The organism is Quisquiliibacterium sp. (assembly GCF_982640115.1).
The window spans coordinates 1-16,662 of the sequence record NZ_CEXFHW010000081.1 but is presented as its reverse complement, the minus strand read 5'-3'; the positions used below and the strand labels follow the sequence as shown (position 1 = coordinate 16,662).

General features: G+C 70.3%; 13 protein-coding genes, 2 tRNA genes and 1 pseudogene. 15 read left to right on the top strand and 1 reads right to left on the bottom strand.

What is annotated here, in order from left to right; translation table 11 throughout:
* From AC2H6A_RS10775 to AC2H6A_RS10730, 10 genes are all read left to right on the top strand, one after another.
* Positions 1–181, top strand: a 181-nt coding sequence (locus AC2H6A_RS10775; RefSeq protein WP_484273370.1) for a pyridoxine 5'-phosphate synthase, incomplete at its 5' end; no start/stop codon positions are given.
* Positions 178–627, top strand: a complete 450-nt coding sequence (gene acpS, locus AC2H6A_RS10770) for a holo-ACP synthase (RefSeq protein ID WP_484273368.1) — start codon at positions 178–180, stop codon at positions 625–627. The genes AC2H6A_RS10775 and acpS, both read left to right, overlap by 4 nt.
* Positions 624–1,571 (top strand): beta-N-acetylhexosaminidase, encoded by a 948-nt coding sequence (gene nagZ, locus AC2H6A_RS10765; protein ID WP_484273366.1) that lies wholly within the window; start codon positions 624–626, stop codon positions 1,569–1,571. The genes acpS and nagZ overlap by 4 nt, the downstream gene beginning before the upstream one ends.
* A 43-nt stretch (positions 1,572–1,614) precedes the next feature.
* Complete coding sequence (gene uvrC / locus AC2H6A_RS10760) at positions 1,615–3,462, top strand: excinuclease ABC subunit UvrC (RefSeq protein WP_484273364.1); 1,848 nt, start codon at positions 1,615–1,617, stop codon at positions 3,460–3,462.
* Positions 3,463–3,472: 10 nt separating this feature from the next.
* Positions 3,473–4,033, top strand: coding sequence for a CDP-diacylglycerol--glycerol-3-phosphate 3-phosphatidyltransferase (gene pgsA / locus AC2H6A_RS10755; protein ID WP_484273362.1), 561 nt, complete (start codon positions 3,473–3,475; stop codon positions 4,031–4,033).
* 90 nt (positions 4,034–4,123) lie between these two features.
* Positions 4,124–4,199 (top strand) — tRNA-Gly (locus AC2H6A_RS10750).
* Positions 4,200–4,270: 71 nt separating this feature from the next.
* A tRNA-Cys gene (locus tag AC2H6A_RS10745) sits at positions 4,271–4,344 on the top strand.
* Positions 4,345–4,464: 120 nt separating this feature from the next.
* Positions 4,465–5,457: an ABC transporter substrate-binding protein gene (locus tag AC2H6A_RS10740; protein ID WP_484273361.1), complete on the top strand. Its 993-nt coding sequence runs from the start codon at positions 4,465–4,467 to the stop codon at positions 5,455–5,457.
* Positions 5,458–5,493: 36 nt separating this feature from the next.
* Entirely contained in the window at positions 5,494–9,264 is a 3,771-nt protein-coding gene (locus AC2H6A_RS10735; protein ID WP_484273359.1) for a hybrid sensor histidine kinase/response regulator, read from the top strand.
* Between the two features lie 84 nt (positions 9,265–9,348).
* On the top strand, positions 9,349–9,759 hold the full coding sequence (locus AC2H6A_RS10730) for a cupin domain-containing protein (RefSeq protein ID WP_484273357.1): 411 nt from the start codon (positions 9,349–9,351) through the stop codon (positions 9,757–9,759).
* A gap of 19 nt (positions 9,760–9,778) precedes the next feature.
* On the opposite strand, the gene selA is transcribed toward AC2H6A_RS10730, so the two are convergent.
* Entirely contained in the window at positions 9,779–11,206 is a 1,428-nt protein-coding gene (selA, locus tag AC2H6A_RS10725) for an L-seryl-tRNA(Sec) selenium transferase (protein ID WP_484273356.1), read from the bottom strand.
* 142 nt (positions 11,207–11,348) lie between these two features.
* On the opposite strand from selA, the gene AC2H6A_RS10720 reads away from it, so the two are divergent.
* From AC2H6A_RS10720 to AC2H6A_RS10700, 5 genes and pseudogenes are all read left to right on the top strand, one after another.
* Positions 11,349–12,602, top strand: coding sequence for a CaiB/BaiF CoA transferase family protein (locus AC2H6A_RS10720; RefSeq protein WP_484273355.1), 1,254 nt, complete (start codon positions 11,349–11,351; stop codon positions 12,600–12,602).
* Between the two features lie 69 nt (positions 12,603–12,671).
* Positions 12,672–14,438 carry an N-acyl-D-amino-acid deacylase family protein gene (locus AC2H6A_RS10715; RefSeq protein WP_484273354.1) on the top strand — a complete coding sequence of 589 codons (1,767 nt, stop codon included), beginning with the start codon at positions 12,672–12,674 and terminating at the stop codon, positions 14,436–14,438.
* Entirely contained in the window at positions 14,410–15,267 is an 858-nt protein-coding gene (locus AC2H6A_RS10710; protein WP_484273353.1) for an alpha/beta fold hydrolase, read from the top strand. Before AC2H6A_RS10715 ends, AC2H6A_RS10710 begins: the two co-directional genes overlap by 29 nt.
* Positions 15,268–15,346: 79 nt before the next feature.
* Positions 15,347–16,111, top strand: coding sequence for a glucose 1-dehydrogenase (locus AC2H6A_RS10705; protein ID WP_484273351.1), 765 nt, complete (start codon positions 15,347–15,349; stop codon positions 16,109–16,111).
* 99 nt (positions 16,112–16,210) lie between these two features.
* Positions 16,211–16,662 (top strand): annotated as a pseudogene (locus AC2H6A_RS10700) (hypothetical protein); the annotation flags it as partial.

The following is a 16,662-nucleotide window of genomic DNA, read 5'->3' as shown; positions in this document are numbered from 1 at the left end:
CGCCGGCCATGCGCTGAACTACCACAATGTCCAGGCAGTGGCCGCGCTGCCCGGGGTGCGCGAACTGCACATCGGGCATGCGATCGTGTCGCGCTCGGTCTTCATCGGCATGCGCGAGGCCGTGCGTGACATGAAGCGCCTGATGCGCGAAGCGGCGGCGGCCGGGCAGGCGGCGGGATGATCTACGGCATCGGCACCGACATCGTCGAGGTCGCGCGCATCCGCGAGCTTCTCGCGCGCTACGACGAGCGCTTCGCCCGGCGCGTGCTCGGGCCGGAGGAACTCGCCGAGTTCCGCCGCCGACGCGGCCGTGGCGCCCATGGCGAGGGCTATGCCGCGCGCTACCTCGCCAAGCGCTTCGCGGCCAAGGAGGCCTTCTCCAAGGCCCTTGGCCTGGGGCTGCGCGGGCCGATGACCCTGCTGTCGCTGCAGGTGCTCAACAACCGCCGTGGCCAGCCGATCGCGGTGGCCCGCAAGGAACTCGAACCCTATCTCGCGCAGCGCGGGCTGCGCGCCCATGTCTCGCTCTCCGACGAGCGCGACAATGTCATCGCCTTCGTGGTCATCGAGGCGGCCGAGCCGACCGCCTCGCTGCCCGCCTTCGCCGCCGTGGAGACCTCCGCATGACCCTCAAGCCCGGACCGGTGGTGATCGATGTCGCCGGCACCACCTTGCAGCCCGGTGAGCGCGAGCGCATCGCGCACCCGATGGTTGGCGGGGTGATCCTGTTCTCCCGCAATTTCAGCAGCGTGGCCCAGGTGACCGAGCTCGTCGCCGAGATCCGGCGGGCCCGCCCCGGGCCGCTGATGGTCTGCGTCGACCATGAGGGCGGCCGGGTGCAGCGCTTTCGCGAGGGCTTCACCGCGATCGCGCCGATGCGCGAGCTCGGCCGGCGCTGGGACGTCGATCCGATGGACGCCTGCCGGCAGGCCGCGCAGCAGGGGGAGACCATCGGCCGGGAACTACGGCGGGTGGGGGTCGACCTCAGCTTCACGCCGGTGCTCGACCTAGACCACGGCCCCTCGGGCGTGATCGGCGACCGCGCCTTTCACCGCGATCCGCGGGTGGTCAGCCTGCTGGCCGGCCGCCTGATGCACGGTCTGCTGCTGGGCGGCATGGGCAACTGCGGCAAGCACTTCCCGGGGCACGGCTATGCCCATGCCGACTCCCACCATGAACTGCCGGTGGACGAGCGTCCCTTGGCGCAGATTCTCGCCGACGATGCCGCGCCGTACCGGTGGCTGGGCAACACCCTGCTTTCGGTGATGCCGGCCCATGTGGTCTATCCGGCGGTCGACACCCTGCCTGCGGGCTTCTCGTCGCGCTGGCTGCGCGGCATCCTGCGCCGTCGTCTCGGCTTCGGCGGGCTGATCTTCTCCGACGACCTCACCATGGAAGCGGCCACCGGCGTGGGCGGGATCGTCGCGCGCGCCGATGCGGCGCTGCAGGCCGGCTGCGACATGGTTCTGGTCTGCAACCGGCCCGATCTCGCCGGCGAGCTGCTCGATGGCCTGCGCTGGCGCCGTGCCGGCGTCTTTGCGGCCCGCTTCGACGCGATCGTGCGCCGCTGAGGCGGCGGCGCTTCCTCGCCTCGACCTGTTGCCGGCCTGCACCATGAGCGAGGGCGCCACTGATTTCGATCCCCGCCCGGTGCTGGCCGGGCTGCCCAACCTGCCCGGCGTGTACCGCATGCACGATGCGGCCGGGGCACTGCTCTATGTGGGCAAGGCCCGAGACCTGAAGAAGCGGGTCTCGTCGTACTTCCAGAAGACCGCGAGCAGCCCGCGCATCGCGCACATGGTCAGTCAGGTGGCATCGCTCGAGACCACGGTCACCCGTTCCGAGGCCGAAGCGCTGCTGCTCGAGAGCAATCTGATCAAGACCGCTCAGCCGCGCTACAACATCCTTTTTCGCGACGACAAGAGCTATCCCTATCTGAAGATCAGCGGCCACGGTTTTCCGCGGGTGGCGTACTACCGGGGCGCGCTCGATCGCAGCAGCCGCTTCTTCGGCCCGTACCCGAGCGCCTGGGCGGTCAAGGAGAGCATCCAGGTGCTGCAGAAGGCCTTCCGGCTGCGCACCTGCGAGGACTCGGTGTTCAGCAACCGCTCGCGACCCTGTCTGCTCCATCAGATCGGGCGCTGCAGCGCGCCCTGCGTGGACCTGGTCAGCCGCGAGGACTACGCCCGCGATGTCGACGATGCCACCCGATTCCTGCGAGGCGGCCACCGCGAGGTGATGCAGACGCTGGAGCGCCAGATGCACGCCGCGGCGGCCGAACTGCGCTTCGAGGAGGCGGCGGTGCTGCGCAACCGCATGAGTGCGCTCTCGCGGGTGCTGCACCAGCAGTCGATGGACACCGGCACCGACATCGATGTCGACATCCTGGCGATCGCGGCCGAGGGCGGGAAGGTCTGCGTCAATCTCGCCATGGTGCGGGGCGGGCGTCACCTTGGCGACAAGGCGCACTTCCCCCTGCATGCCGATGCGGCCGACGATCCCGCCGAGCTGCTCGAGGCTTTCGCGCTCCAGCACTACGCCGATGCCTTCGTGCCCCCGGTGATCGTCAGTCACGAGGACTCGCCCGGCAGCGCGCTGCTCGAGTGGCTGGCGGGGCAGGGCGGGCATCCGGTGCAATGGGTGAGCCGCCCCCAGGGCGCGCGCAAGCAGTGGCTCGACATGGCCCGCCAGAACGCCGGTCTGGCCATGGCGAGGGCTCTCGCGCACGAGGGCTCGCAGAAGCAGCGCACGCGGGAACTTGCCCGCGTGCTGGGACTCGACGACGGTTCCGATCTTTCCGCGCTGCGCATCGAGTGCTTCGACATCAGCCACACCATGGGCGAAGCCACCCAGGCCTCCTGTGTGGTGTTCGCCGATCACGACATGCGCCGCGCGCAGTACCGGCGCTACGGCATCACCGGCATCGAGGGCGGCGATGACTATGCCGCCATGCGCCAGGCTCTCCAGCGCCGGTATGGCCGGGCCCCCGCGGGGGAGGGGGCGCGCGAGGCGGCGCCGATGCCCGAGGTGGTGCTGATCGACGGCGGCAAGGGGCAGGTCGGTGTCGCCCGTCAGGTGTTCGACGAACTTGGCCTCGACGCCTCCTGTCTGGTGGGCGTGGCCAAGGGGGAAGGCCGGCGGGTCGGCCTGGAGACCCTGGTCTTCGCCGATGGCCGCGAGCCGGTTGCGCTCGGTCGGGAATCGGCCGCGCTGATGCTGGTCGCGCAGATCCGCGACGAGGCCCATCGCTTCGCGATCACCGGCATGCGGGCGGCGCGCGCGCGGGCCCGCAACACCTCCACGCTCGAGGAGATCCCGGGCGTGGGGCCGCGCAAGCGGCAGCGCCTGCTCGCTCGATTCGGCGGGCTGCGTGGCATCATGGCGGCGAGCGTCGAGGACCTCTGTCAGGTGGAAGGCATTTCCCGGACTCTGGCGGAAGAGATCTACCGACGCCTGCACTGACCGCAACCTGATGCCCACCAATCTGCCCACCCTGCTCACCTGGCTGCGCATGCTGGCCATCCCGCTGCTGGTGGGGGTGTTCTACCTGCCGCTGCCACAGGACAGCCGCAACCTCGTGGCCACGGTCCTGTTCGTGGCCGCCGCGATCACCGACTGGGTCGATGGCTGGCTCGCCCGGCGCTGGCAGCAGACCTCCGCTTTCGGTGCCTTCCTCGATCCGGTGGCCGACAAGCTGCTGGTGTGCGCGGCCCTGGTCATGCTGGTCGAACTCAATCGGGTCGACGCCCTGGTGGCGGTCATCATCATCGGCCGGGAGATCACCATCTCGGCCCTGCGCGAGTGGATGGCGCAGATCGGCGCGCGCGCGAGCGTGGCGGTGCACTCCATCGGCAAGTTCAAGACCATCGCCCAGCTGGTCGCCATCCCCATGCTGCTCTTCAACGAGCCCCTGTTCGGGCTTGACTGTGCCCTCATCGGGCGCTGGCTGATCGTGCTGGCGTCGGTGCTCACGGTGTGGTCGATGTGCTACTACCTGCGCCGCGCCTGGCCGTATCTGCGCGATGCCGCCTGAGCGGGCGCATGCCGACTGCCGAGCCGGTTTGACAGGCTTTCTGGCGACGCTATAATTCCGTTTCTGTGCACGGTGAAAGCCGAGCCATCCGCGGGAATAGCTCAGTTGGTAGAGCGCAACCTTGCCAAGGTTGAGGTCGCGAGTTCGAGACTCGTTTCCCGCTCCAGATTCTCCAAGGGAAGCCCGTGCTTCCCTTTTTGTTTGATGCAGCCGGCGCTCACCGCGCCGCGCGCCCCTGGCGGGGTGGCAGAGTGGTCATGCAGCGGCCTGCAAAGCCGTCTACGCCGGTTCGATTCCGACCCCCGCCTCCAACCCCCTCTCATCGCCGTCCGGTATCCGGATCTCCCATCCGGAGGGTATGCTCATGCATGCCTGCCGCGTCCGGCGTGCGCCCCTGGCGTGCCTGATGCCAACCCCATCCGGAGAACCCCGTGGCCGCCGTCCGTCGAATCATCCTGCTGATCCTGCTCGGACTTGGCACGCTCGGTCTGCCCGCTGTCGCCGCGCCCTACAAGGTGCTCGTGGTGATGAGCTACGAGGAGAACAATCCCTGGGTGAAGGAGATTCGCGAAGGCATCGAGGCGGTGCTTCGCGGCCAGGCCGAGGTCACCTACTTCCACATGAACACCAAGGTCGACCCCAGGGGCGGCCCGCGCCGCGCCGAGGAGGCGCTGGAGCTCTTTCGCAGCCTTCAGCCGCAGGGTGTGATCACCGCCGACGATGACGCCCAGTCGATGTTCGTCGTGCCCTTCCTGAAGGATCGCACCAGCGTGCCGGTGATGTTCAACGGGGTGAACGCACCGGCCGATCGCTACGGCTTTCCGAATGCCCACATCTCGGGGGTGCTCGAGCGCGCCCATGTGCGCGAGTCGCTCGCCTTCATCCGGCAGCTGGTGCCCTCCGTGCAGTCGGCCTGCTTCATGACCAACCGGGTCGGCCCGGGGCTGGCGCTGCGTGCCCAGGTCGAGTCCGAAAAGGCCGACTATCCGGTCCGCGCGGGGCCGTTCCACCTGGTGGCCACCACCGCCGAACTCGCCAAGGCGACCCAGGGGCTTGGCCGAAGCTGCGATGCGCTCTTCGTCGACAGTCTCGAAGGCATCACCGACGAGGCTGGCGTCGCGCTCAATCACCGCCAGGTCATGACGCTGCTGCGAGCCCAGTTCGCGGGGCCCATCCTTGCCGGCAACCGCTACCAGGTGGAGCAGGGCGCCTGGGCGGCGGTGATCAAGACGGGTCAGGAGCAGGGTGACACCTCCGCGCGAATGCTGCTGGACGCGATGCGGGGCAAGCCGCTCGGCGAGCTTCCGGTCGCCCGCAATGTGCGCGGGCAGCGGATCATCAATGTCACGGCGCTCGAGGCCAGGGGCGTGGCGCTGCGTCCGATGGACCTGCGCGGCGTTACCCTGGTTCGGGAACAGCCCTGACCCGTCGGTGATCTTTCCGCGCTGCCGCCGCGCCGGATGAAGGAGCGCTTCGCAGGCATCGGCGCCAGGCTGGTCGGGCTGGTGCTGCTGGTGCTTGCCGCGCTCACGCTGGTGGGGGCGCTGGTCTTCTTCAGCGTCGAGCGCATCGAAGACCTGATCGGGCGCCGTGCGGTCGCCGAGGTGTCGGCCGTGACGGGCAATGCCGCACTGAGTCGCGAGTTCGCGGCGATCCATTCCCGCATCAACCTGCTCAGCCTTGCCTGCCGCAGCGAGCAGCCGCCGGAAGAACTGCTGGCGGCGATCTCGGTACCGCTGGCGCGTCTGACGGGCGAGACCACCGATCCGCGTCTGTCCAGGGCGCTGCGCGATTTCGGCGAAACCTCGTCGGCACTGATCGTGCAGTGCCGTCAGCTCAGCGCCACCCTGCGCGAGAGCATCGCCCTCGATCGCCGGGTGCTGGCCGGGCTGCTGGCTCTGGAGAACCTCGGCGCCCGCCAGATCGTCGAGCAGACCCTGCTTGGCAGGCCGATCGACCACCTCGAACAGCTGATGGCCCAGGTCGCAGGCAGTCGCGAGACGGTGCTGGTGGTCGGTCGGCGGGTGGCCGGGCTGCAACTGCTGGTCGGTGGCGCGGGTGCCCGTGACCCTTCGGCGGTGGCGCTGCTCGATGAGGTCGGCCTGCGGCTGCAATCGCTGGTCGACTCGGTGCCGGCCATGCAGCGGCAGCGCGAGGAGGTGCGGGCAGCCATTCGCGAATACCGCGGCAGGGTGGTGGCGCTCGATGGCGCGCTGGGGCGCTTCGACGAACTGCAGTCGGGCAGCCAGGCCATGCGCGATGGCCTGCTGCGCGAGATCGGCGCGCTCGACGATTCGGCCACGCAGCGCGCCGACGCGCTGGCCGGCGAGCTGCGCGGCCTCATCCAGGAGGCGCGCGAGCAGATGCTGGTGGCGATCCTGGTGGTGGCCGTGCTCGCCCTGGGGCTTGCGGGCTGGCTGATCCGCAGCAACATCCGCCGGCCGCTCGACCAGGTCCTGGCCCAGGTCTCGGCAATCCGCAGTGGCGACCGCAGCGCGCCGGCGCTGCCGCCGCGCGCCGATGAGTGGGGCGCGATCCAGTCCGCGCTGAGCGCGCTCTCGGACGAGCTCGATGCCTCGGTATCGCTGCTGCAGCGGATCATCGACACCGCGCCGATCCGGGTTTTCTGGAAGGGCGCTGATCTTCGCTACCTGGGCTGCAACCCGGCCTTCGCGCATGACCTGGGCCTGTCCAGCCCCGCCGAGGTGGTCGGCCTCGACGACGACACCCTGAAGGCATCCGGTTGCCCCGTTCCCGAACCGGGCACCGACCGCGAGGTCTTCGACTCGGGCATCGCGCGCCTGGGCTACGAGTCGCGGCGTACCGGTGCCGACGGGCGCGTCGCCTGGGAACGGCACTCCCGGGTGGCGCTGCGCAATGCGCAGGGCGAGATCGTCGGCGTCCTTGGCATCTACGACGACATCACCGAGGGCAAGCGCATCGAGGCCGACCTTGCCCATGCCCTGGCCGCCGCCCGCAGCGCCGCCAGCGCCAAGAGCCGCTTCTTTGCCAGTGTCAGCCACGAGATCCGCACCCCGCTCAACGCCGTGCTGGGCATGCTCAAGCTGCTGCAGGCCACGCCACTCACCCGACGCCAGTCCGACTATGTCGCGAAGTCCAAGGGGGCTGCCCGCTCGCTGCTGCTGCTCATCAACGACATCCTCGATTTTTCCAAGATCGAGGCCGACCGGCTGGAGCTCGACATCGGGCCGCTCGATCTGGACCAGCTGCTGCGCAATCTGTCGGTCATCCTGGCAAGCACTCAGGATGGCGATCCGCTCGAGCTGATCTTCGACATCGATCCCGCGGTGCCGCCGCATCTGCGCGGTGACACGCTGCGCCTGCAACAGGTGCTGCTCAACCTGGTCGGCAACGCCCTCAAGTTCACGCCCGCCGGGGAGGTCGTGCTGTCGGTTCGTCTTCTCGAGCAGACTGCCACCGATGCCCGGCTTGCCTTCGAGGTGCGCGACACCGGGATCGGCATCGCCCCTGAACGCCAGGCCAGCCTCTTCGAGGGCTTCGCCCAGGCCGATGCCAGCATCGCGCGCCGGTTCGGCGGCACCGGTCTGGGGCTGGCGATCAGCCAGCGTCTGGTCGGCTTGATGGGGGGCGCCATCGGGCTCAGCAGTGCGCCGGGCAAGGGCAGCCGCTTCGACTTCGCGATCCGCCTGCCTCTGGACATGGCCGAGACGGCGCAGGGTCGCGGCTTCGACCCCGAACCGGGGACACGCGCGGCCCTGCAGGCGATGATCATCGAAGACCATGACGGTGCCCGCGCCGCGATGGTCCGCATGGCCGAATCGCTCGGGTGGACGGCGCTGGCGGCGGCCGATCCGATACGGGCCGTCGCGCTCGCGCAGGCCTCGTTCGCGGCGGGCACGCCGGTGAACATCGTCTTCATGGATGCGGGGCTGGCAAGCAGCGGCACGCACCCGGCAGCGGTCGATCTGCGCACCGCGCTGGGCGAGGACGCCCCCCCGATCGTGCTGCTGGTCTCGTCCCATGATGCCGACGGCCGCGTGCTCGACGAGGCGGGGCTGCGCGCTGCCTGCGATGGCTTCCTGGTCAAGCCGGTCATCGCCTCGATGCTGCGCGACGCCCTCCAGGATGCGCGCCAGGGCACGGGTCTGGATGCCGGGCGACGGCTGATGCCCCGTCCCAGCGACCTGCCACTGGCTGGACTGCGCCTGCTGGTGGTCGAGGACAATGCCAACAACCGTCAGGTGGCCCAGGAACTGCTCGAGGCGGAGGGCGCGCTGGTGTCGCTGGCGCACGACGGGCAGGAAGGGGTGGCTGCGGTGCTGCGCGCCGATCCGCCCTTCGATGCGGTGCTCATGGACATCCGCATGCCGGTGATGGACGGCCATGCCGCGGCACGCCGCATTCGCGAGATCGCGCACCTGCGGAGCCTGCCGATCATCGCCATGACCGCCAATGTGAGCGCCGAGGATCGCCTGGCCAGCGAGGTCGCCGGCATGAATGCCCATGTCGGCAAGCCCTTCGTCCTGCGCGAGCTCTGCGCCGTGATCGTCCGGCTGTGCGGGCGTGGAGCACGGGTCCCGCAAGGCGCCGCGGCAGCGCTCGGCATGCCCGGCGTCGTGAGCGAGCTCGCCCGTTCGGCCGGCCTCGATGTCGCCACCGCAATCCACCGTTTCAGCGGTCAGGTCGGCGTCTATGGCCGCATGTTGCGCGGCTTCCTGGCCGAGTTGCCGGCGGCGATCGCGCACATCGAGGAGGCCCTGGACCAGGGCAGCCTCGGTCAGGCCGGGGCGGCCTTTCACAGCCTCAAGGGGGTGGGTGCGAATGTCGGTGCACGGGCGCTGAGCGAACTCGCCGAGGCCGGCGAGCAGGCCTGCGAGGCGAACGCGCCGCGAGCGGTGCTCAGCGATCTGCTGGTGGCCATCCGGGACGCCGGTGCGCAACTGGCGCAGCATGGCCCCTCCTTGACCGCCGCGTTGCTCGAGCCGGGTGGCACTGCGCAACCGGTGTCTCCTGCCGACCCGCAGCCCCTGTCGGCCGATGACCTGAAACCCGTGCTGGAGCGTCTGCTGGCCCTGCTGCGCCGCTCCGACATGCGGGCGGTCGATGTGCTCGAGGAGCTGCATGCGCTGTCGGCGGGGCGCCCCCGGCCGGCGCTGTTGACCGAACTCGAGAAGGCGATCGATCGGCTGGATTTCGAGCTGGCCGCATCGCTCTGCATGCGCCTCGCCGATGATCCCGGCTGGCCGTAGTCCCGGGCTGCACGGCATCATCGCGCTCAGGCCGCACGGCAATCCGCCAGCCCCTTCTTCCCGTCAATCCGTCAGGAATCAGCCATGAGCAAGCCCGTGACCGTCACCGGAACCCTCGCCCACGCCACACCCGAGACCGCGCCGGTGGTCAAGGGGCGGCGCGAGTTCTTCCGCTACCAGGACCTGATGGTCGCCAAGGCCACCGGTGGCCGCATGCGTGCCCAGCTGATGTCGGCCAGTCGCGGCATGTCCGAGCCCACCGGCTGGCACTACCATGTCTGCGAGGCGCAGTTCGTCTACGCGCTCAAGGGCTGGGTCGACCTCGAATTCGAAGACGGCCGGCGCATCCGGCTGCAGGCCGGCGAATCCCTGCTCATTCCGGGCGGCCTGCGTCACAACGAGACCGCCACCTCCGAGGAATTCGAGCTCCTCGAGGTGAGCGTGCCCGGCGAGATGGGCACGGTGCCCTGCGATCGCCCCTCGCACCTCGCCTGAGGTCGGGGCGGTTTCCGGCTCAGGCCAGGCGCTCGGCGAGCGCCGGCAACTGTGCCAGGAACTGCGTCTCCTCGGTGCCGCCATCGAGGCAGCGCAGGTCGAGCAGCAGGCGGTCCTCGGCGATGCGCGAGATCACCGGACGGGGCAGATCCCGAAGCGCGGCCGAGAGCGCATCCAGCGCGCGGCCCACGCCCTGGCGCCCCACTGGCTCGATCGCCAGACCGGCCGAGGGCAGCCGATCAACCGGCAGCGAGCCCGAGCCGATCTGCCCGAGCATCGGCATCACCCTCACCCGATAGCGTGGTGCAAGCGAGGCGGCCACCGACACCAGCAGCCGTTCGGCCTGGGCGTGGATGTCGGCGGCGGGGCGGGTGAGCAGGCGCAGCGTCGGCAGGTCCCGGGTCAGGCGCTCGGGCCGCAGGTACAGGCGCAGCGTGGCCTCGAGCACGGCCAGCGGCAGCTTGCTCATGCGCAGTGCCCGTTTCATCGGAAAGCGGCGGATGCGCTCGATGGCCTCGCGTGAGCCCACGATCAGGCCGGCCTGCGGGCCGCCGAGCAGCTTGTCGCCGCTGAAGCTCACGACATCACAGCCGGCCGCGATCTTCTCCTGAGGCAGGGGTTCGCGCGGCAGGCCCCATTGCGCCAGGTCGACCAGCGAGCCGCTGCCGAGATCGCTGGCCAGGGGCAGGCCGGCAGCGTGGGCGATGCCGGCAAGCGGTGCCTCATCCACGGCCGAGGCGAAACCCTGCACCGCATAGTTGCTGGTGTGAACCTTCATGATCAGCGCCGTGCGCGGGCTGATCGCGCGCTGGTAGTCGTGCGGATGGGTGCGATTGGTGGTGCCCACCTCGACCAGGGTGGCGCCGGCGCTGGCCATCACATCGGGCATGCGGAAGGCGCCGCCGATCTCGACCAGTTCGCCGCGCGAGACGATCACCTCGGCCCCGCGGGCCAGCGCGGCAATGGTCAGCAGCACCGCCGCGGCGTTGTTGTTGACCACGGTGGCGGCCTGCGCGCCCGTGAGCTCGCACAGGAGGGACTCGACCAGCTCGTCGCGATCGCCGCGCCCGCCATCGGCCAGCCGATACTCCAGGTTGTTGGGTGCGCTCATCAGTTCGAGCAGGGGCTCGAGCGCCGCGTCGGCGAGCAGGGCGCGCCCGAGGTTGGTGTGGATCACCGTACCGGTCAGGTTGAACACCCGCCGCAGGCGGGAAGCCAGTCGCTGCGTCACCGCCTCGGTGAGGGCCGCCGCGAGCACGGCGGGGCTGAGGTCGGCCCGGTCGAGGTCGCCGCGCAGCGCCCGCTGTCGGCAGTCCTCGAGCAGGCGGCGGGCCTGTGCCGCCAGCAGCTGATGCCCGTGCTGCGCGAGCAGGTCGGCGAGTTCGGGTCTGCGCAGCAGGCGATCAACCGAAGGAATGTCCTTGGGGGCGGCGGGAGAGGTCGGCATCGACCGGATTGGAGCCCGCGGCCGCGCGCCGCGTCAAGGATCGAAAGCGTGCGCCACAGGTTTGTCGAAAGCCGGCCCGACGGGTTTGACCCGTGCACCGGCCCCGGGCGAGGATCGGCTCATTCAGGTGCGGGGGTGGATGATGAGCGAGAACAGGGATGCGCCGGCCGCCGCCGGCGGACCGTCAGGCAGCAGCGCGGGGCCCTTCACCGGCCTGCGGGTCATCGACTGCGCCAGCTTCATCGCCGCGCCGGCGGCGGCCACCATCCTGTCGGACTTCGGCGCCGATGTGATCAAGATCGAGCCGCCCGAGGGCGACCCGTATCGCGAGCTCTTCGTGCCCACCGGCTTCGGTCCCGACGGCCGCAACTACGGCTGGGAACTCGACTCGCGCAACAAGCGCAGCCTGGTGCTCGACCTCAAGCATCCCGACGGGGTGGCGGTGATGCACGACCTGGTGCGCCACGCCGATGTGTTCATCACCAATCTGCCGCTGGCGGCACGCGCCCGCCTGCGCATCGACCATGCCTGCCTGTCGGCGCTCAATCCGCGCCTCGTCTACGGCTCGATGACCGCCTATGGCGAAACCGGCGAGGAAGCCGGGCGCACCGGCTTCGATTCGACCGCCTACTGGGCTCGCTCGGGCCTGATGGACCTGACCAAGACCGCGCACGATGCCACGCCGGCCCGCTCGGTGGCCGGCATGGGCGACCACCCCAGCGCCATGACCCTGTTCGCCGGGATCGCCACCGCGCTCTATCGCCGCGCGCAGACCGGCGAGGGCTCGCTGGTGAGCACCTCGCTGCTGGCCAATGGCCTCTGGGCCAATGGCTGCCTGGTGCAGGCCCGCCTCTTGGATGCGCCGGTGCCGCCGCGCCAGCCGCGCGAGCGCTCGCCGGCGCCAATGACCAACCTCTATCGCTGCCGGGACGGCCGCTGGCTGAATCTCGTGATGCTCAACGAAGCCCGGCAGTTCGGGCCGCTCACCCAGGCACTGGCATGCCCGGAACTGGCCACCGATCCGCGCTTTGCCTCTCCTGATCTGCGCCGCACCCACAGCGAGGCGCTGGTCGCCCTGCTCGATGCCTGCTTTGCCACACGCGATCTCGCCGAGTGGCGGGTGCGCCTGGATGCGGCCGGCGTCACCTTCGGCGCGGTCGGCACCCTCGATGACATCCCCGCGGATGCGCAGATGCGGGCGGCCGGGGCGCTGGTGCCTTTTGCCGATGCGCCCGGGCTGACCGTGTCGAGTCCCTTCATGATCGCTGGCGTGGCCAAGGCCGGCCCGCGCAGTGCGCCGGCGCTCGGCGCGCACGGCGCCGAGTTGCTGCGCGAGGCCGGCTACGACGAGGCCCGGATCTCGGACCTGCGCGCGCGTTCGGTGATCGGGGGCTGAATCGCTCGCCTTGACAGCGCTCCAGCCCCATGTGAGCGTCAGCGTCTTCCCCTACCCGCAGAGGCAGTGATGGCCCGTTATCAGCGCGTGATCCGCGGCGGCATGATCATCGACGGCACCCGCACGCCGCGCTTTCGTGGCGACATCGGCATCCGCGACAGCCGCATCCAGACCATCGGCCGCATCGACCCGGCCGACGCGGATGAGGTCATCGACGCCACCGGGCTGATCGTGGCCCCCGGCTTCATCGACCTGCACACCCACTACGACGCCCAGCTCTTCTGGGATCCCTACTGCACGCTGTCGAGCTGGCACGGCATCACGTCGGTGGTGATCGGCAACTGCGGCTTCGGCTTCGCGCCGGTAAGACCGGCCGAGCGCGAGCGCGCGATGCAGGCCATGACCCGGGTCGAGGCGATCCCGCTCGCCTCGATGGCCGCCGGTCTGCCCTGGGACTGGGTGAGCTTCCCCGAGTTCCTCGACAGCGTCGAGCGCGCGCCCAAGGCGGTGAACATCCTGCCCTATGTGCCGGTGGGCCCGCTGCTCACCTGGGTGCTCGGGCAGGCCGACGCGAAGGCCGGCCGTCGGCCCACCGATGCCGAGCACGCCGAGCTGCGTCGCCTGCTGCACGAGGCCATGGACGCCGGCGGCTGCGGCTGGTCGGCGCAGCGCATGATGCCCGACGGACCAGCCTCGGTGCAGCGAGACTTCGACGGCACGCCCATGCCCACCGATGTGATGCACGACGACACCTGTCGCGAGCTCGCGCGGGTGCTGCGCGAGCGCAACGACGGCTTCATGCAGATGCTCATGATCTCCGGCGACAACCAGCGCGATCAGGCCTTCTACGAGGAAATGGCCGAGCTCAGCGGCCGGCCGATGATCATGAATGTGGTGCAGGCCTTCGATCACCGGCCCGAGATCCACCGTCGGGTGCTCGGCTGGCTGCAGCGTTGCCGCGAGCGAGGCATCCGCGTGGTGGGACAGGGCCTGACCACCGACGCCGGCTTCACCTTCACCCTCGAGGAGTGGAACCTCTTCGATGATTCGCCGGCCTGGCGCGAGGCCACCACCGGCACCGTCGCCGAGCGCAAGGCCAAGCTCGCCGATCCGGCGCGCCGGCAGGCGCTGCGCGACCAGATGCCGCGCACCGCCACCGGCCCGCTGCCGGGCATCGTGATCTGCGGGCCGGTGCTCGAGAAGAACCGGCGCTGGCTCGACCACACCCTGGAACTCGTGGCCGAGCAGACCGGCCGGCACCCGGTGGACGTCATGCTCGACATGGCGATCGAGGAAGATCTGCGCACCGAGTTCTTCGCGGCCCCGCCCAACGGCCGCATCGACTATCTCCGGGAGATCGTCGACGATCCCTATGTGCTGTTCGGGGTGTCCGACGGCGGTGCCCATACCCGCTTCCTCACCGCGGGCCGCTATCCGACCGAGACCCTGTGCAAGATCGTCCGCGAGCACGGCATGATCTCGCTCGAGGAGGCCCACTGGCGACTGTCGGCGCTGCCGGCGCAGGTGGCCGGCTTCCGCGACCGCGGCGTGCTGCGCGAGGGCGCACCCGCCGATCTGGTGATCTACGACTACGAGCGGCTGAGCGTGCTCCCCCAGGAGATCGTGCACGATCTGCCCGGCGGTGAATGGCGGCGGATCCAGCGGGCTCGCGGCTATCGCTGGGTGCTGGTCAATGGCGAGGTCACCATCCAGGACGATCAGCAGACCGGGCGCCACTCGGGCGCGCTGCTGCGCCACGGCGCGGCGGGGCCCGGGTCCGTCGAGGCCGGCCGCTATCATCACGCCCATGCCGAACCGCTCGCCGCTGCCCGCTGACATCCACCACCTTGATCAGGTCCACACGCTCGACGCCGCCGCCCGCCGTCATGTGATCGAGGCGCCCGCCGGCCCGATGGCCTGGCGATGCTGGGGCGAGGGCGATCCGCTGGTGCTGTTTCACGGCGGCTCGGGCAGCTGGACCCACTGGGTGCGCAACATCGGCCCGCTGGCCGCGGCCGGCCGCCAGGTGTGGGTGCCCGATCTGCCCGGCTTCGGCGAGTCGGCCTCGGTGGGGCGCGATGCCGACGCGCTGCCGGTGCCCATGGAGCGGGCGCTCGCCGAACTGCTTGGCGAGCGGCCGGTGGACATCGCCGGTTTCTCCTTCGGCACCATGGTGGGCGCGTTCATCGCGGCGCAGTTTCCGCAGCGCGTGCGGCGCCTGGTGTTCACTGGCGCGCCAGCCCTCGGCGTTCGCTCGGCCCATCCCATCGATCTGCAGCCCTGGGCTCACCTGCCCCCCGGCCCCGAGCTCGAGGCAGCGATGCGCGAGAACCTGCGCATCCTGATGCTCTCTGATCCGGATGCGATCGATCCGCTGGCGGTGGCCCTGCACACCGCCAACCTGCAGCGTGACCGCATGAAGCGCAGACGCATCTCGCGCACCGAGATCATGAAGGAGACGCTGCCTTCCTTGCGCTGTCCTGTGTACGGGATCTGGGGCGAGGACGATGTCCTGCACCGCGGGGTGCAGGATCAGCTGCCGGGGGCGCTGGCGCTTGCGCCGGGGTTCGTGTCGCTGCGGATGATCCCGGGTGCGGGGCACTGGGCGCCCTACGAACGCCCGCAGGCCTACAACGCGGCGCTGCTCTCGGCGCTGGCGGGCTGAATTGCCGTGCCCGCTGAGCCTGCGCTGACGCCGGCCAAGCGCCGCCGGCTAGCCTCGGGTCTTTCTGCCCGGAGGCGCCATGACCGTCAAGCCGTTCACCGATCGCACCGTCCTGATCACCGGCGCCGCCAGCGGCATCGGGGCGGCCAGCGCGCGCGCCTTTGCTGCCGCGGGGGCGGCGGTGGTGCTGGCGGATGTTCAGGAGGCGCCCGGCCTCGCACTGGCCGCATCCATCCGTTCAGCCGGTGGGCAGGCGCTGTTCACCGCCTGCGATGTGACCGATGAGGCGGCGATCGCCGCGGCGGTGCGTTGCGCGGTGCGCGAGTTCGGCGCGCTGCACCTCGCGTTCAACAATGCCGGCATCGAAGGCGAGCAGGCCGACACCGCCCATTGCGCACTGGCCAACTGGGAACGGGTGATGGCCGTGAACCTGCGCGGGGTCTGGCTGTGCATGAAGCACGAGCTGCCGGCCATGCTGGCCGCGGGCGGTGGCGCGATCGTCAATTGCGCCTCGATTGCCGGTCTGGTGGGCTTCAACGGCATCCCGGCCTATGTGGCGAGCAAGCATGGCGTGATCGGCCTGACCCGGGCAGCCGCGCTGGAGTACGCCGACCGCGGGGTGCGGGTGAATGCCATCTGCCCGGGGGTGATCCAGACCGCGATGATCGAGCGTTTCGTCGGCACCGACACGGCGGCGCGTGCCGAGCTGCTGCGCGGCGCGCCCATGGGCCGCATCGGTCTGCCCGAGGAGATCGCGAGCGCGGTGCTCTGGCTGTGCGGGGCTGGCGCGAGCTATGCTACCGGGCAGGCGCTCGCCGTGGACGGCGGCTGGGTGGCCCGCTGAACGCCGATGCGCCGCGTTGACGCCTGGGGCATGATGAGAGCCGCTGTCGCGGCGGCTGCCTGCCTGCTCGCGTCGGCGCCCGTCCTGAGTCAGACCGAGATGCCTTCCAGCTCCTCCCGATCCGCGGCGGCTCAGGCCGCCTCCGCCGCCGCGGTGGCCGAGCTTCAGGCCGGCCTGGCGGCCGCACGGGCAGGCGGCGCCATCAAGCTGGGGGATAGGGCGCTCTGGCTCGCCTCGCGCGAGGAGGGCGACACCCTGCGCGGCGACATCCATGCCCTGAGCCCCACCCGTTACACCGAGGTACGGCAGGCGCTGCGGCGCGCGTCGGCCTGGTGTGAGCTGCTCATCCTTCACCTGAATGTGAAGTTCTGCCGTGCCGAGGGCGCACCGGGTGAGGAGTCGCTGGTGCTCGGGCTGGGCCGCAAGTTCGAGCAGCCACTGGGCGATGCGCACTGGATCCGGCTGGCGTTCAGGCTTCAGGAGACCAGCGATCAGCGCTTTGCGGTCGGGCTCGAGGCGGCCGAAGGGCCGCTGGGCACGCGCAACTACCG

Bases quoted from the DNA above. Each gene is read 5' to 3' on its own strand.
- acpS (WP_484273368.1), top strand. From the start codon at position 178: ATGATCTACGGCATCGGCACCGACATCGTCGAGGTCGCGCGCATCCGC.
- nagZ (WP_484273366.1), top strand. From the start codon at position 624: ATGACCCTCAAGCCCGGACCGGTGGTGATCGATGTCGCCGGCACCACC.
- uvrC (WP_484273364.1), top strand. From the start codon at position 1,615: ATGAGCGAGGGCGCCACTGATTTCGATCCCCGCCCGGTGCTGGCCGGG.
- pgsA (WP_484273362.1), top strand. From the start codon at position 3,473: ATGCCCACCAATCTGCCCACCCTGCTCACCTGGCTGCGCATGCTGGCC.
- AC2H6A_RS10735 (WP_484273359.1), top strand. From the start codon at position 5,494: ATGAAGGAGCGCTTCGCAGGCATCGGCGCCAGGCTGGTCGGGCTGGTG.
- AC2H6A_RS10730 (WP_484273357.1), top strand. From the start codon at position 9,349: ATGAGCAAGCCCGTGACCGTCACCGGAACCCTCGCCCACGCCACACCC.
- selA (WP_484273356.1), bottom strand. From the start codon at position 11,206: ATGCCGACCTCTCCCGCCGCCCCCAAGGACATTCCTTCGGTTGATCGC.
- AC2H6A_RS10720 (WP_484273355.1), top strand. From the start codon at position 11,349: ATGAGCGAGAACAGGGATGCGCCGGCCGCCGCCGGCGGACCGTCAGGC.
- AC2H6A_RS10715 (WP_484273354.1), top strand. From the start codon at position 12,672: ATGGCCCGTTATCAGCGCGTGATCCGCGGCGGCATGATCATCGACGGC.
- AC2H6A_RS10710 (WP_484273353.1), top strand. From the start codon at position 14,410: ATGCCGAACCGCTCGCCGCTGCCCGCTGACATCCACCACCTTGATCAG.
- AC2H6A_RS10705 (WP_484273351.1), top strand. From the start codon at position 15,347: ATGACCGTCAAGCCGTTCACCGATCGCACCGTCCTGATCACCGGCGCC.